At 39.7% G+C, this 14,910-nt stretch carries 12 protein-coding genes and 1 pseudogene; 6 read left to right on the top strand and 7 right to left on the bottom strand.

The window, feature by feature from the left end:
* Positions 1–77 precede the first annotated feature (77 nt).
* The gene (locus COD92_RS22705) at positions 78–839 is read right to left on the bottom strand and encodes a TrmB family transcriptional regulator (protein WP_098527844.1); all 762 of its coding nucleotides are present in this window, start codon (positions 837–839) and stop codon (positions 78–80) included.
* A 205-nt stretch (positions 840–1,044) separates the two neighbouring features.
* On the opposite strand from COD92_RS22705, the gene COD92_RS22700 reads away from it, so the two are divergent.
* Positions 1,045–2,226 carry a NupC/NupG family nucleoside CNT transporter gene (locus COD92_RS22700; RefSeq protein WP_098996569.1) on the top strand — a complete coding sequence of 394 codons (1,182 nt, stop codon included), beginning with the start codon at positions 1,045–1,047 and terminating at the stop codon, positions 2,224–2,226.
* A gap of 61 nt (positions 2,227–2,287) precedes the next feature.
* Here COD92_RS22700 and COD92_RS22695 read toward each other — a convergent pair whose 3' ends face one another.
* Positions 2,288–3,577: an NCS2 family permease gene (locus COD92_RS22695; RefSeq protein WP_098527846.1), complete on the bottom strand. Its 1,290-nt coding sequence runs from the start codon at positions 3,575–3,577 to the stop codon at positions 2,288–2,290.
* Between the two features lie 312 nt (positions 3,578–3,889).
* Here COD92_RS22695 and COD92_RS22690 point away from each other — a divergent pair, with 312 nt between their 5' ends.
* The 3 genes from COD92_RS22690 (at position 3,890) to COD92_RS22680 (ending at position 6,785) form a co-directional block, all read left to right on the top strand.
* Positions 3,890–4,669 carry a class I SAM-dependent methyltransferase gene (locus COD92_RS22690; RefSeq protein ID WP_098996570.1) on the top strand — a complete coding sequence of 260 codons (780 nt, stop codon included), beginning with the start codon at positions 3,890–3,892 and terminating at the stop codon, positions 4,667–4,669.
* A 97-nt stretch (positions 4,670–4,766) separates the two neighbouring features.
* Positions 4,767–5,648, top strand: a complete 882-nt coding sequence (locus COD92_RS22685; protein WP_098996568.1) for a PhzF family phenazine biosynthesis protein — start codon at positions 4,767–4,769, stop codon at positions 5,646–5,648.
* 591 nt (positions 5,649–6,239) lie between these two features.
* Positions 6,240–6,785, top strand: a complete 546-nt coding sequence (locus COD92_RS22680; RefSeq protein WP_098996567.1) for a DoxX family protein — start codon at positions 6,240–6,242, stop codon at positions 6,783–6,785.
* Between the two features lie 39 nt (positions 6,786–6,824).
* Here COD92_RS22680 and COD92_RS22675 read toward each other — a convergent pair whose 3' ends face one another.
* From COD92_RS22675 to COD92_RS22655, 5 genes and pseudogenes are all read right to left on the bottom strand, one after another.
* Positions 6,825–7,340 (bottom strand): type 1 glutamine amidotransferase domain-containing protein, encoded by a 516-nt coding sequence (locus COD92_RS22675; protein ID WP_098527849.1) that lies wholly within the window; start codon positions 7,338–7,340, stop codon positions 6,825–6,827.
* Positions 7,341–7,605: 265 nt separating this feature from the next.
* Positions 7,606–8,298 carry a hypothetical protein gene (locus COD92_RS22670; protein ID WP_098527850.1) on the bottom strand — a complete coding sequence of 231 codons (693 nt, stop codon included), beginning with the start codon at positions 8,296–8,298 and terminating at the stop codon, positions 7,606–7,608.
* On the bottom strand, positions 8,299–9,390 hold the full coding sequence (locus COD92_RS22665) for a hypothetical protein (RefSeq protein WP_098996566.1): 1,092 nt from the start codon (positions 9,388–9,390) through the stop codon (positions 8,299–8,301). It abuts the gene before it with no gap.
* A gap of 254 nt (positions 9,391–9,644) precedes the next feature.
* Positions 9,645–9,923, bottom strand: a pseudogene (locus COD92_RS22660) (KGG domain-containing protein); the annotation flags it as partial.
* 426 nt (positions 9,924–10,349) lie between these two features.
* Positions 10,350–11,834, bottom strand: coding sequence for an aldehyde dehydrogenase family protein (locus COD92_RS22655; RefSeq protein ID WP_098527853.1), 1,485 nt, complete (start codon positions 11,832–11,834; stop codon positions 10,350–10,352).
* A gap of 267 nt (positions 11,835–12,101) precedes the next feature.
* Here COD92_RS22655 and COD92_RS22650 point away from each other — a divergent pair, with 267 nt between their 5' ends.
* Both COD92_RS22650 and COD92_RS22645 read left to right on the top strand, forming a co-directional pair.
* Complete coding sequence (locus tag COD92_RS22650) at positions 12,102–13,313, top strand: methyltransferase domain-containing protein (protein WP_098996565.1); 1,212 nt, start codon at positions 12,102–12,104, stop codon at positions 13,311–13,313.
* 116 nt (positions 13,314–13,429) lie between these two features.
* Positions 13,430–14,707 carry an MFS transporter gene (locus COD92_RS22645; RefSeq protein WP_098996564.1) on the top strand — a complete coding sequence of 426 codons (1,278 nt, stop codon included), beginning with the start codon at positions 13,430–13,432 and terminating at the stop codon, positions 14,705–14,707.
* Positions 14,708–14,910: the final 203 nt, after the last annotated feature.

Genomic DNA, 14,910 nt, shown 5'->3' with positions numbered 1-14,910 from the left:
TCCAAAAGGTTAAAGAGCAACCTTTCGGCCGGCTCGTCTTATGCTTGTCGGGGCTGACCAAGGCGCTTGCGCTTTTCTTAATACCGGAGCCTTAACAGAAGATGTTTAAATTCTTCATCATTCATTAACTGGTCTTCATATTTTTTTGTGACTTTTGTTAACACGACATCATGATAGAAAAACTCGACAAAAAACTTCACAAACGGCTTTGATTTTGTAAGCATGGCTTGCCATGAATCGTTTTCTACACCGGCAAACAAAATCGTCTCCTCATCAATAATGATGAGGCGGTTTTTCTCTAATCTGCGGTGTTCTTCATTAGGCGACAGGATATGCAGGGATGAAAGGCGTGATTCTTGAACATCACCCACAACAAGTGCCTCGACTTTTACACCTGATTGTTCTTTTTCAATTAAAATTGGCAAAAACTCTTGGAAGTCTTCTTTCCAAACTGAAATCTGAATCGAGTGCTCCGCTTCTTGGAGAAGCTGTTTACATTGGAGTTGAATAGAAGAATCAACCTTTAAACTCCAGACGCGATCATCAGACCTGTTGTTTTGATGGGTATTGTTTTTCAATTGACTAATATTTTCTTCAAATTCCTTGGTTAATTTTTCAATAACTAGATTTAGAGGCAGAGCGGTATAGAGTTTTTTCTTTTCGGAAACAGAGTCTAATACTAGACCTTTTTCAATCATCCGCGTCAGCACCTCATAAATCTTTGCCTTGGGAACACCAGAATATTTAACAATGAGCGTGGCATCCAACGGTTCATTGGAAGACACGAGAGCTTCAAATACCTGGCTTTCATATTGAGAAAATCCAAACTTTCTAAGCATCATTCTGACCTCTTTTAAAAAAATTGGAAACACTAAAATAATCATATGGGATAAAACAAGCGTTGTAAAATATTTCTTATGAATAAAATGTGATCTGCCTTTACAAGGTTGGTTACTACTGATATAGTAATCATCGTTGTTGAAAATTTTCGCTTATAATTGTAAGCGAATTCAAAAAGGAAAGACAGCATGGAGGAACTTAACTATGAGGTACATCATTGCCATTATTGGATTATTAGTAGTTTTTGGACTAGCCTATCTGGCCAGCAATAATCGGAAACAGATTAAATGGAAGCCGATCTTCCTTATGATCGTGATTCAAGTCATTTTGTCTGCTTTATTATTAAATACAACATTCGGTTTAGTTTTAATTAAAGGGTTTGCTGAGGTGTTTAGTAAATTATTAGAGTATGCCGGCAGTGGGGTATCGTTTGTGTTTGGCGGGCTTGCGAATAAAGGAGAAGCGCCGTTCTTTCTGACGGTCCTGCTTCCGATTGTGTTCATTTCCGTCTTAATTGGCATTTTTCAGTATTTAAAAATTCTTCCCTTCATTATGAAGGCGATTGGTTTATTGCTAAGCAAAGTGAATGGTATGGGGAAATTGGAATCATATAACGCAGTGGCCTCGGCAATCGTTGGTCAATCTGAAGTGTTTATCACGGTGAAGAAACAGCTGGGTCTGCTCCCTGCGAATCGTTTATATACGTTGTGTGCCTCCGCAATGTCTACCGTCTCAATGTCGATCGTCGGAGCCTATATGACAATGATTGAACCGAAATATGTGGTCACCGCACTGGTCATTAATTTATTTGGCGGATTTATCATAACCTCGATCATTAACCCCTATCAGGTAAATCCAAGTGAGGATATACTGGTGATCCAAGAGGTGGAAAAACAAAGCTTCTTTGAAATGCTAGGGGAATATATTATCGATGGGTTTAAAGTAGCCGTCATTGTTGGGGCGATGTTAATCGGTTTTGTGGCGTTAATTGCTGGAATTAATAACGTATTTGATCTGATTTTCGGGATTTCATTCCAGGAAATTTTAGGATATGTTTTTTCGCCGCTTGCCTTTATCATGGGTGTCCCATTTTCAGAAACCGTCCGGGCTGGAGGAATTATGGCAACGAAGCTTGTCACGAATGAGTTCGTAGCCATGATGGATTTAACGAAAATACAATCTAGCTTTAGTCCACGTACATTAGGGATTATTTCAGTATTCCTTGTCTCGTTTGCAAACTTTTCTTCCATCGGAATCGTTGCCGGAGCAGTAAAAAGCTTAAACGAAAAGCAGGGTAATACAGTCGCTCGATTTGGCTTAAAGTTATTGTATGGAGCAACTTTAGTAAGTGTTTTATCATCCGTGATTGTAAGTGTAGTTTTATAACACTAGTAAAAAAGAAGACCTCTTGGTATTTAAGAGGTCTTCTTCTTATTAGTTCATTTTCCTAACCAACTGCATGAAGCAGAAAATTGGTAAAGAACAACAGTGAAATAATGACGCTTGAAAGTGAAATCTGATTTAATTTATTAGAAAAAACTTTAACAAGCGGATAAGCGATAAATCCGAAAGCAATTCCATCAACAATACTATAGGTTAATGGAATCATGATGATCACCAGAAAGGCCGGAAATGCTTCAGTAAAATCAGAGAAATCGATATTTACTACATTTGTCATCATCAATCCCCCGATAATAATCAGAATCGGAGTGATCGCGGTTTCTGGTACTAATTTGATAAACGGCATGAAAAAAAGAGATAACAGAAGAAGTGAACCTGTTACAACAGAGGTTAACCCAGTTCTGCCGCCCGTGGTAATACCCGCCGCTGTTTCAACCGTCGAAACAGCAGGACTTGTGCCTAACAATCCACAAACAATCGTGGAAATCGAGATTGCCTTTAAAGATTTCCCGCTCTTTTCGGGTGCCTGAAGCATCCCATTCACTTGGGAATGCACCAACCCGATATTTTCAAAGACAAGCACTAACACCAGTGAGAAGACAGCGGACCAAAATGGAAGGAAAGACCACTTTCCAAAATGGCTGCTTAGGAACACATCCTTATAGCTCTCAAAGGAAATGAAGCTAGTGTCCATCTCTTTAAAATCAACCAGTCCAAAAAAATAGGAAACAATCGTACCTAGGATGATGGTGATTAAAAAATTCCCCGGTATTTTCTTTAAGAACAGAAATAACGCAGTGATGAGATTAATAATCGAAGCCAACACAATAGGCGAAGATAACTCACCAAGGGAAACAAAATTAGTCGGGCTCCCGACAACAATCCCACTTTTTTGAAGACCAATGAAGGCAATAAATAGGCCAATACCAACTGATATCGATTCTTTTAATGAATCTGGAATCGCTCTTGTTAGGATGCTGTGTAATTTCGTAAAGGCAACGATAACAAAAAGTATGCCAGAAAGGACAACAGCCCCTAAAGCCTCCTTATAATCAAGCCCTAACGAACCCACAATCGTAAACGTAAATAAGGCATTAATCCCCATCCCCGGAACTATAATTAATGGTGCATTGGCGATAAAGGCAACCAGTAAACATCCGATAAACGATGATAGTACAGTTGCAATAATTCCAGCTTCTAAAGGGATTCCAGCATCTTCAAGAATCTTTCCGTTGACGGCAAGAATATAGACGATCGAAAAAAATGAGGTTAACCCTGCTATAACCTCCTTTCTAATATTGGTTTCATGCTGCTTAAGTTTAAATACCCCTTTCATTGTTTATTATCACACTTTCGCGATTTCCCTCTCCCACCCGCATTAAGTTCATTTATTTAACTTATGCCGGGGGTTATTATAACAAAAATGTAAGGTTACATAAACAAAAAAAAATATCCAGCTGAAGACCAGCTGGACCAAACAATATATAATTAAAAGGGGGTCATTTATGAAAAAGAGGTAAAATCAATTTCATAGGTTTATCTTACACCCCATAGATGAACAAACTATTAACAAATCATGAAGCTTATTTAAAAATATCTGAAGGAGGAGCGATAAGTGACGATAAACCTACAATCCGTTCAAGCCACCATGCTCATCCCTCTTTGGGGACGCGCCACTGCCAGTGAGAAGAACCCGGATATCCTATACGACAAAGAAGCGATCGAAATCATTGCCAGGTGTGAGGTTGATTTTACCGAAATAGCCAAGACATTTGGGGAATATGGCGGCATCAGCTATATTGTACGAGCTCGAAAAATTGACGATACGGTCCGGGCATTTATCCAAAAACATCCTCGGGCTACGATTGTCAACATCGGTGCGGGGCTTGATACCACTTTTTCAAGGGTGGATAACGGCACGATTAACTGGTATAACCTTGATTTACCTGATGCGATTGCCTTCCGCCAAACGCTGATTACAGACACACCTAGAAACAACAGCATTGCCAAATCCTTTTTCGATGTATCCTGGTTTGACGATGTGATTTTTAACAAGGAGGATGGTATCCTTTTTATCTCTGCTGGAGTTTTCTATTATTTTCAGGAAAGTCAGCTCAAAGAAATGTTACGAGCAATGGCAACACGTTTTCCGGGAGGCGAGTTGTTCTTTGATGCAGAATCGAAATTTGCAGTCAACATCTCCAATCGGACCGTTGAAAAAACAGGAAACAAGGGCGCCAAAATGTATTTCTATGTCAACAATCCCAAAGTACTACAAAGCTGGTCGCCTAACATCAAGGTCGTATCGTCTGAACCGTATTTTAAAGGGATTCCGGTCAGCAAGCAGTGGGAAAGCGGTACGCGGCTAATGGTACGGCTTGTCGATTTAATCAAGATGTTGAAGTTTGTGCATTTACGATTTGTGTAATAGAAATTACCTAAGTCACTAGTACATGTGACTTTTTTTAATCTACTTAAAATAGATGTATTTTACTATTGGTAGAAAAAAAGGGGGACTTAAAAAGGTGAAATCCGTTAGGGTGTTTCAATATGACGCATTTAGTAAGGAACCGAATAAAGGGAATCCGGCAGGGGTCGTTTTAAATGGGGATGATCTGACGGAGGAGGAAATGCAAGAGGTTGCGTTAAAAGTAGGGTTTAATGAGACCGCTTTTCCCGTTAAATCAGACATCGCGGACCTTAGAATCCGCTTTTTTACGCCCGGCCACGAAATGAACTTGTGCGGACATGGAACCATGGCAATGGTTTATGCTCTAAAAACGAGCGGGCAGTTAGGCGATAAGACTGATATTACCATCGAAACAAAAGCAGGCATTTTACCCATCAAAATAGATGAGCAATCATTTATTACGATGAAACAGGCAGCACCACAGTTTAAAGAGTTTAACGGTTCTAAGGAAGAGTTAGCAAGTGCGATAGGGTTAACGAAAGAGGAGATCGATGCGGATCTGCCGATTCTCTATGGAAGTACGGGGATTTGGACACTATTAGTCCCAATAAGAAAACTAGCATCCTTTGAAAAAATGAAACCCAATAATGAGTTGTTCCCGGCTATTTTAAGAGAAATGCCGCAAGCCTCTATTCATCCCATTTGTTTGGAAACCTATCATCCGGAAGCCGACCTGCACGGCCGTCACTTTTCTTCCCCATATTCCGGGACCATCGAGGATCCTGTCACAGGAACCGCATCAGGTGTCATGGGGGCTTATTATGCCAAATACATAAAGACCGATTTTGAAGATTCATTGAATCTAGTGGTAGAGCAGGGGCAGGAAATGGGGAAAGATGGGCGGGTTACCGTTCATGTTGCTAAGGCGGAGGATAGTTATGATATTGAGATTACTGGGAATGCGGTGTTTGTTAGGGAATTTGAAGTGGTTTTGTAATCTTGTATATTTACCGTATTTTGTAGAATAACCACCTGATTTCGTAGAAAACCTCCTGAGCTTTGTAGAATTTGTACTCATTAATTGTTTTGTTGGAAATTTATTTCCAAATTTTGTAGAATTCATGCGAAGTAATGTAGAATTACTAAAAATTTCGTTTAATTATCGCTCCAATTTGTAGAATACAGCATGTTATTTGTAGAATTCCCCTCTGCGCATCCAATTTTCAAGCGGAATTTAGGTTTCAGATTGATGGATGGATCTATTTCTCGGAAATGCTGTAAAAAGCAGCCTATTATTCAATCGAGTGCTCAATGAAGGGAGCCGATACTTGTCATGAACGGGGGGGCATTCCAATTGTCATGAGAAGTTTGGGCATCGCATGTTAATAGAAATGGTAATACATTTTGTCGGCAATCCTTACTAATGAAGTCCTTTCCATTGCAACAGTGTAACGAAATATATAATTAATTACATTATTTTAAATAGATTTAAGAGTTTGTTAAATTGTGAAGAAACTTCCCGCACGGAAAAATAAATTTGTTATGGTAAGACCGTACATAAAATTACTTTTCTATGGGGAGGTTGCAAATGGTAGTAGATTGGTTAAGACAAAACAAGATTGCTTCTATTATATTAACAGTTCTTCGTTTATATCTTGGATATAGTTGGCTCGCGGCTGGTTGGGGCAAGATAATAAGCGGGGATTTTGATGCTTCGGGGTTCCTGAAAGGAGCTATCGCAAATCCAGTGAAAGGGCCGGACGGAGCAGTTGTATTTGGTTGGTATATTGATTTCTTAAAACAGGTTGCGTTACCTAACGTTCATGTCTTTAATACAGTTATCCCTGTTGGTGAATTTTTAGTTGGTTTAGGCCTAATCTTAGGATGCTTAACTACTGCAGCTATGTTTTTTGGACTAATGATGAATTTCTCCTATTTGTTTGCTGGAGCCATTTCTTCTAACCCAGTGGATATCTTGTTAGGCGGTATCATCCTTTTTGCAGGCTTCAATGCTGGGAAATTTGGTCTTGATCGGTGGGTGATTCCTTTCGTTCGACAAGCAATACCGAAAGGAAATAAAAGAATGACGATCATAGAGTTAGATCACAAGGAAACATTTAAAATAAATGGCTAACACCAACAAAGGCAGAAGGATGTTCCTTCTGCCTTGATGCTACCCTAATATTCTTAATGATTCTTGGACAAAGGCCGGTATATCATCCGGCTGCCGGCTAGTGACCAGTTGATTCTGGCACACGACAACCTCTTTGTCATGCAAATTAGCGCCAGCATTCTTTAAATCCACGTGAATGGACTTGTACCCGGTAACATCACGCCCCTCAAGCGTTTCCGCTGTGATGAGCAGCTGAGGTCCGTGGCAAATGGCTAATACAGGTTTTTTAGCATCCATGAAGGCTTTGGCGAATTGGACAAAACGCTCATCTGCACGGAGGATATCCGGTGAAAATCCACCAGGAATGAATAGGGCATCAAAGTCCTCTGGAGAGACGTCATCAATACTTTTATCGATGATTACTTCACTCTGTCCCTGTTTTCCTTTCACGGTTTTACCTTTTTCCATTTCGATTGCAGTGATCTTGTGCCCATTTTCCTTAAAGGCCTGGACGGGCTCACTGTACTCGGAATCCTCGAAATGATCTGTTACTACCACAGCAATTTTTTTGCTCATAGCAATCCACTCCTTTTCTAAGACTCCATATTAAAGTACCCTTTGTGAGGGTGGATGAAACCTGTTCAATGGAAGAGTGGAGGACAAGAGATTTGTAGATATTAACAAAAAATAGCGGATGTTAACAAAAAAGTGAGACATATTAACAAAAATTTAAATATATTAACAAAAATTCAGCAGATATTAACAAAAAATTGATTATATTAACAAATCCCATCCACATCCACAAAAATAGAGGCTGTCCAAATTGGACAGCCCCTAGCTCTTACATGAAAAATTTTATGCCAATTAAGATTGCTTCCACTACCACCACGCCCAATAGCAAGTTCATTTTAAACGCGCTTCTCTTCTCCAGCTTTGCCAAGTCTTGTTTGCTCGTCATCTGGTTGGAAAGGGTTTGGAGTGTCTCTTGATTGTGGCTGCTCACCGACTCCATTTGTTCTCGCAATTGTTCTATTTCCGCCTTGTGAAGCTCGAGTTCCGCTAGCTGTTTTTGGGCGAGGCACTCGAGTTGATACACGACTTTGTTGATTAGCGCCTCTTCACGCACCACCAGAATGCTATTGATGGACTCGGAATGTTTGTGGAACATTTCTTTGTACGATTGCTGCAGCTGCTGCAATCGGTTATCCATTGCCAACAGTGCGGTGACGTGGGTAGCTAATTTTTCATGTGTTTTCGCTAAGTCATCTTTTGTGAGAGTGAAAAACGCCTCATTTTGCTCCAAAAATTTCCGATTGTTTTCGGCTGAAACCGTTAGCTCGCGCGTGAATTCAGCAATTTCGTTAGAAACGGTATCCACCGTTGTTACGGCTTTTTCCAACAGTTCCTTGTTTCTGCCTTCTAATGAATGCATTTTTTCTTTTAAATCACCGTAAAAAATGTCTTCGTTCAGCTTCTTTAATTCATTAACCGCATTTTCATATTCACTTTTTGTAGGGAGATTGGTTTGAACCATCTATACATCGCCTCCTCTGTTTACAGATTCGATTATCTTCTGACCGTCTTTCCGCAAAAGCTGCAAATATTGTGCCGCAAGAAAGCGGCCTTCTGCATTTCCATATAGGAAATCCTGCTGCAATTCTTCCTTATACTCCAGCCAATGCTTGATCAAATAGCCCTGCAACTGAGACGCATGCTTCTGGAATTGATTCCACACTTGGCAGGCCTTTTGATAGCGGGCTTTTAGCTGCGCTTCTTCCTTTTGATATGTAACCAATTGGTTTTCAAGAGTGTTTATCTTTTGTCTGTACTCAAGCTTTGATGCCTCTGCCTCTTTGACAGCCTGCTCTCTTTGCGTTGTTATTTCATATAAAATCGATGTTAATAAGCGATTATAATTTTGATACATCTCCGTAACCCAATCATGTGCTTGGGAGCGCATTTTGAACAGGGCCTTTTCATAGGTGTTCTTAAACCAGAAGGCGTCGATTTTTTGCTCGATCGCTGGAATCGGAGGGACGAAGGGAAGCTCTAAAGGAGTTGCTAGCTCTATTTTAAAAAAATGAGCTTCCTGTTTAAGTATAAGGATGGAAGTCCCTAAGTCTCTTTCTACCGCTATCTGCAATCTAGACACATCTTCGTTGATAATGCTCGCTTTTCGATCCTGGGGAGTATACTCAATGGTATCATCCACCAATACCCAAATATGGTCGGATTCCGTATGTTTAAGCTCAATCTGTTTGAGGAATCGGTCATAGTCATCAATCTCAATGGCAAATCCGTCCTCTTGTATTCGGGCTTCTTCTTTTTTATGGTCAATAATGGATGATTGTTTTGTGATTAAAAGCTCGTATGGTTCGATTTGTTTTTCATAGTTTTTCAGCTTCATTTTCATTTCTTCGTCCGCTTCTTGAAAAAATTTGTTGAGGCGGTCGAAAGAAGGCTCATTTGGGTTTTCAAGGTCCGTTTGCAGAATATGCAAAAGGTCTTCGAGTGAGTCGGAAAGTCCTTCATTCTTATATGGATCGAAATGGTTGAGGAATTCCTCTTTCGCCTTAAAGGCCCATTCAAAACGTTTTTTATGGAAATCAATCAATGTAGAATTCATTTTTAGAATCCAACTCCTGCATTTCTACTTATGAAAACAGATTACCAGATTATTCTACCATTTTTATGGAGAAACAGATGGATTTTTCTCAGAAAATTAAATCTTTGTTAATCAAAAAGTAGAATTTGTCATAATACAAAATGTGCAGATTCAATTAAAGGAGATTAAGTAGGGGGAACATTTAATAGAGTGGGGTAGTAGTTTTTAATAAAAAAGGGAGAAGAATGGTCTTCTCCCTTTATGCCTAATCCTTAATCATCATCTCGTTGTTCTGCTCGAGCTTTTCCGCCTTTTTCTCCGATTTCCTGATAAAATTCTTTATCGTGGTTTTTAGAGGTGGCTTCTCCGCCCTTACGTCCGATTTCTTGATAAAATTCTTTGTCGTGGTTTTCTGAAGTGGCTTCTCCACCTTTACGACCGATTTCTTGGTAAAATTCCTTGTCATGTGTACGAGAAGTCTCTTCTCCGCCTTTACGGCCTGCTTCTTCCACTGTCATACTGTTGTCTCTGTTTTCTTTTTCTTTGTTTGCCATAATAAAATCCCTCCTAGTGTTATTTGGAATTGCTATTTGACTTACACTCTTTATGTACCCGAGCTTCCTGGCTCTAAACCTTTTTTTAAAAACAAAAAGAAAAAGGGCTGATCTGGGGAAACAGATTCAGCCCTCATCCTTCAAAAGATAAGAATGTCTAAGTTTGGACTTCGAGAATTGTCCAGCTCCAGGCGCCATCGGCTCGAGGTCACAAGCTTATCCAGTTGCGTCTCCTTGGGACTCGAAGTCTAAGCCACCCCCTGAAGAAGGCAAAAAACTCCTTCTTACAGGGTGCGTCTTAGCCTAGAGTCCCAGAACAGTCACCTCCACATTTAGATCAATCCGTCCAAAAGGTTAAAGAACAACCTTTCGGCAGGCTCGTCTTGTGCTTGTCGCCGAAGTCTAAGCGCCTTGCGCTTTTCTTAGTTATTGCATGGAAATCCAGACACTCTTCACTTCTGTATAGTTATTAAGTGCATAGGAGCCCATTTCACGTCCGATGCCTGATTGTTTATATCCGCCAAATGGGGAAGCGGCATCAAAGGCATTGTAGCAGTTGACCCAAACCGTTCCGGCACGAAGTTTACTAGAAATATAGTGCGCCTTCGCCACATCGCGAGTCCATACACCTGCTGCCAAGCCATATTCGCTATTGTTCGCACGATTAATTAATTCATCCAAATCATCATAAGGCATTGCAGAAATTACAGGTCCAAAGATTTCTTCTTTGGCAATCGTCATTTCATCACGGACATTGGCAAAGATAGTAGGGGAGACAAAGTAGCCTTGCTCCTGAGGCTTGATGCCGCCCGTTACAAGCTGTGCACCCTCATTAAGTCCTTTTTCAATATAGCTGAGCACTCGTTTTTGCTGCTCATCGGATACAAGCGGTCCAATTTCTGTATCCGCATGAATTCCAGCACCTTGTTTGATCTTGTCCGCATGGGCAGCCATATCAGCTACCACATTATCAAACTGCTTTTTCTGAATAAACACGCGGGAACCGGCACAGCAAACCTGTCCTTGGTTGAACATAACACCGTTAAGTGCACCAGGAATGGCCTTGGTTAGGTCAGCATCTGGAAGGATGATGTTAGGCGACTTTCCACCAAGCTCAAGGGTGACCCGTTTCAATGTTTTAGAAGCATTAGCCATGATCATTTTTCCAACTTCAGTGGAGCCGGTAAAAGCAATTTTATCAACCAAAGGATGGTCGACAAGCGGCTGGCCTGCGGTTTCTCCAAAACCAGGGACGATGTTGACAACACCTGCTGGGAAGCCGGCTTCTTGGATTAATTCAGCTAAATATAATGCAGATAATGGTGTTTGTTCAGCAGGTTTGAGAACCACTGTACACCCAGTTGCAAGGGCCGCACCAAGCTTCCACAGCGCCATGAGAAGAGGGAAGTTCCAAGGGATAATTTGGCCAACCACCCCAACAGCCTCATGGCGTGTAAAGTTGAAGTATGGACCATTAACTGGAATGGTCTGCCCCACAATCTTTGTACACCAGCCTGCATAGTAACGCATATGCTCAATTGCCAATGGAATATCAGCGTTAGTCGTTTCGCGGATTGGTTTACCATTGTCCAAGGTCTCTAATTGAGCTAGTTCTTCACTGTTTTCTTCCATTAGGTCAGCTAGCTTGTACATCAGCCGGCTGCGGTTAGCGGCACTCATTTTTGACCATGGGCCCTCATCAAATGCTTTGCGGGCAGCTTTTACGGCCAAATCGATATCTTCTGCGCCGGCTTCATAAACACAGGATAATACTTCTCCAGTTGCTGGATTATATGAATCGAAGGTTTTCTGAGATTTACTTTCAACAAATTCACCATTAATAAAAAGTTTCTTCTTCCCATTTAAAAACTTTTCTACCTTTTCTTTTAAAACAGCAGTTAGTTGATTCATAAAATCCCTCCATAAAAGTAGTTGTCTATGTATTTACTCATGGTGGTGCTCACATAAAAAATCGTAACACTGTGATTATAGTAGATTCAACTAAATATTTTATAAATATTCTGATAATAAACGACGTAAACTACTAATTTTCGATTCCCTTGTTTGTTCGCTTGTTTCAGTTCTAATTCTGTTAAAGAATAAAACAGGTTTATGAACTGAATATGAACGGTAGGAATTTTCATTATGGATAAAGAATAAATAGTAGTGGTGATGATTATGAGGATCGGGAAATTTGGAAAAGTAAATGATCTTAGTATCGACACGATTAGACACTATATGGATTTAGGTTTAATCGTCCCGGAAAAACAAGGCGGTCATTATTTTTTTGATGAGCGTTGTCAAATGGACCTAGACCTTATCTTAGAATTAAAAAAGATGGGCTTTCGTTTAAATGAAATGAAAATGATTTTTCATTATAAAAATTTTGCAAAACTGACCGATTATGAAGTGGATGCCTACTATCAATCTATTTTTTTGAAAAAATATGAGGAGTTAGACCACGAAATAAAAATGCTGGCAGAAGCGAGAGACAGACTTAAACAGAAAGTAGCTCTATTATCCACGAGTTCCCAAGAGACAAGTTGTGCGCTGGGTGTCGATTTAACCGTACTAGCTATGCTGAGATGTGTGAAATGTGCCGGGCACCTCACACTTCAAGATGGGGTAATTTCTAGAAATCAAATTATCGAGGGAAAACTTTCTTGTGATTGTGGGGAGGAGTATCCGATTGAATCAGGAATAGTAAAAGTTGGGAAACGTGTGAAGCCAGTTACTCCTCTTGTAAATTCAATTCCCGAATATATTCAAGAAACAGATCCTATGTATTTGGAAAATATGAATATCGGGTTACATTGGCTAAAAAGGAAGCTGGATCAAGTGAATTTAACTAAAAAGGTAATCCTCGAATTAGGCTCAGGATCCGGATTTTTTCTTCGGAATATCTATCAAGATTTACCGGAGGACTGCCTTTATATTGCGGTGGAACACAACATCGAACGGCATTTATTTTTAAAAAACTTTCTTGAAAAGGCCGGTATAAAAAGAAAAATATTGTTTATTTGTGCAGATTTCTTAGAAATACCATTACCGAGTCATATGGTTGATATGGTGGTGGACCACACAGGTACAAGTAATTATAGCTTCGAGCATGAGGCGTTTTTGCTTGATGAAGTGGATTCACTTGTGAAACCGGACGGATATTTATTAGGTTCCTATTTAGTTTTTAAAAACTTTAGTCATAAGAGTAAAATTGAGGCAAGAAACAGAGATAATTTTACAATCAATACCATTAGGAAAAACATCAGCCATTTAAAGTATAAGGCTCAAGATGAGTGGATTTCGGAACCGATTAATAAAGGCGGAAAGTTCGAGGATTTTTTTGTGCCAGGAGAAGAGATCTATTCGTATTCATTTTTTGGAAAAAGGTAGGGTAAACCCTATCTTTTTATGTTTTTACCCCTAAAAATAATTAAAATTGGTGCTTGATGAAGCGTTCACCCAACAATTTAAACTTTATTTATAAGTTTATAAAGAGGTGGACGATTATGAATATAAACGAACAACTAGAACGGAAAAATCTTTATCTTTATGCTGCAGGAAAGACAATCTCAGTATTTGGAACGGCCATTTATCAATTTGCGATAAGTCTTTATGTATTAAAATTGACGGGCTCGGCGTTAAGCTTCGCGGCTACATTAATTTTAGGGATTATCCCAATGGTTGTCATCAATCCGTTCGCGGGAGTTATAGCTGATAAATTCAATAAAAAGAGATTAATAGTCTCCATGGATTTGTTAAATGGACTGCTATTCGTTTTAGTTTATGTGGTAAGTACCATTTGGGGGTTAAACCTAATTCTCATTTATACGGCAACCCTACTGATGACAGTGTTTAGCACCTTTTTTGCAGTCGGAATGGAGTCAGCAAAACCGAACATTGTCACGGAAAGAAAGTTGATGAACATTAATTCCCTTAGTAAAGTCATTGATTCTGTATCTTCGATCATGGGGCCGATGTTAGGGGGGATTGTTTTTGCCATTTTTGATATTAGGGTTTTTATCCTAATGAATGGGATTTCCTTTATCCTTTCTGGTGTTGCCATATTGTTTATTCATTTTATGTCGGGTAAACCTTCGTTACGTGAAAGCCAACCGAAGAGAAGAATTCTTTTTATGAACGAGATCAAGGCAGGATTTCATTATTTAATCGTGAGGAGAAAAATTCTGGATTTGTTTATCGTGTTAATTTCCTTGAATTTTTTTCTCGGCTTTGCGGTGATGGTTCCAATCCCATATATCATTAATACCATTTTCCAACTTGGCGCAAAGGATTTTGGCATCATTGAAGGATCATTTCCTGTGGGTATGATTCTAGGGGCCCTGCTGGTTAAAAAAATCACAAATAAGATTGCATATCCCATTCTTCTTCGATATTTAAATATATCTTTATCTGTTCTCATGATGATCACAAGCATTCCGGTGATGATGGAAGGCTTCAATGAAATTTATTTAGTCATTTTTTACAGTATCGTTATGTTCCTTTTCGGTGCTGCTGTGGCGCTGATTGATATCCCATTTTCCTATATGATGCAAAAGGAGATTCCAGATGAGTACAGGGGCAGGGTGCTGAGTATTGGCAGTAGTATAGGAAAGGTTCTCCTTCCAGTTGCGATGGTGACCTCCGGCTTCCTTTTAACCCATATATCAACTTATCTTGTTCCCGCTTTTGGAGGTATGTTATTCCTGCTCTTTACTTTAAAAAATAGCTTGAAGAGGAGGGTGGAGTTTGATTCAGTGAGGAAAGGAATAAATCATCAAAAGTAATGATCCTGCTTACCGGGAGAAGAGGTTCCTCTCTATACAGTATACTTTTAAGAAAATCAGGCAGGTGTTTGATGTGTTAAAACAGGATGACTAGCTTCCCTTTATATACTCAATTAAAGGAATCATTTCTTAGCTCTATCTTGAATTGAGAATTAATTTGCTGAGCTGATTTTTGGGGAAAGGCGGTCGACAATAAGGTCTAT

The sequence above is a fragment of the Bacillus sp. AFS037270 genome (genome assembly GCF_002585305.1).
This window is presented reverse-complemented; position numbering and strand designations above follow the sequence as displayed.

Bases quoted from the DNA above. Each gene is read 5' to 3' on its own strand.
- COD92_RS22650 (WP_098996565.1), top strand. From the start codon at position 12,102: ATGAGGATCGGGAAATTTGGAAAAGTAAATGATCTTAGTATCGACACG.
- COD92_RS22675 (WP_098527849.1), bottom strand. From the start codon at position 7,340: ATGAGCAAAAAAATTGCTGTGGTAGTAACAGATCATTTCGAGGATTCC.
- COD92_RS22695 (WP_098527846.1), bottom strand. From the start codon at position 3,577: ATGAAAGGGGTATTTAAACTTAAGCAGCATGAAACCAATATTAGAAAG.
- COD92_RS22645 (WP_098996564.1), top strand. From the start codon at position 13,430: ATGAATATAAACGAACAACTAGAACGGAAAAATCTTTATCTTTATGCT.
- COD92_RS22655 (WP_098527853.1), bottom strand. From the start codon at position 11,834: ATGAATCAACTAACTGCTGTTTTAAAAGAAAAGGTAGAAAAGTTTTTA.
- COD92_RS22700 (WP_098996569.1), top strand. From the start codon at position 1,045: ATGAGGTACATCATTGCCATTATTGGATTATTAGTAGTTTTTGGACTA.
- COD92_RS22690 (WP_098996570.1), top strand. From the start codon at position 3,890: ATGCTCATCCCTCTTTGGGGACGCGCCACTGCCAGTGAGAAGAACCCG.
- COD92_RS22680 (WP_098996567.1), top strand. From the start codon at position 6,240: ATGGTAGTAGATTGGTTAAGACAAAACAAGATTGCTTCTATTATATTA.
- COD92_RS22665 (WP_098996566.1), bottom strand. From the start codon at position 9,390: ATGAATTCTACATTGATTGATTTCCATAAAAAACGTTTTGAATGGGCC.
- COD92_RS22705 (WP_098527844.1), bottom strand. From the start codon at position 839: ATGCTTAGAAAGTTTGGATTTTCTCAATATGAAAGCCAGGTATTTGAA.
- COD92_RS22670 (WP_098527850.1), bottom strand. From the start codon at position 8,298: ATGGTTCAAACCAATCTCCCTACAAAAAGTGAATATGAAAATGCGGTT.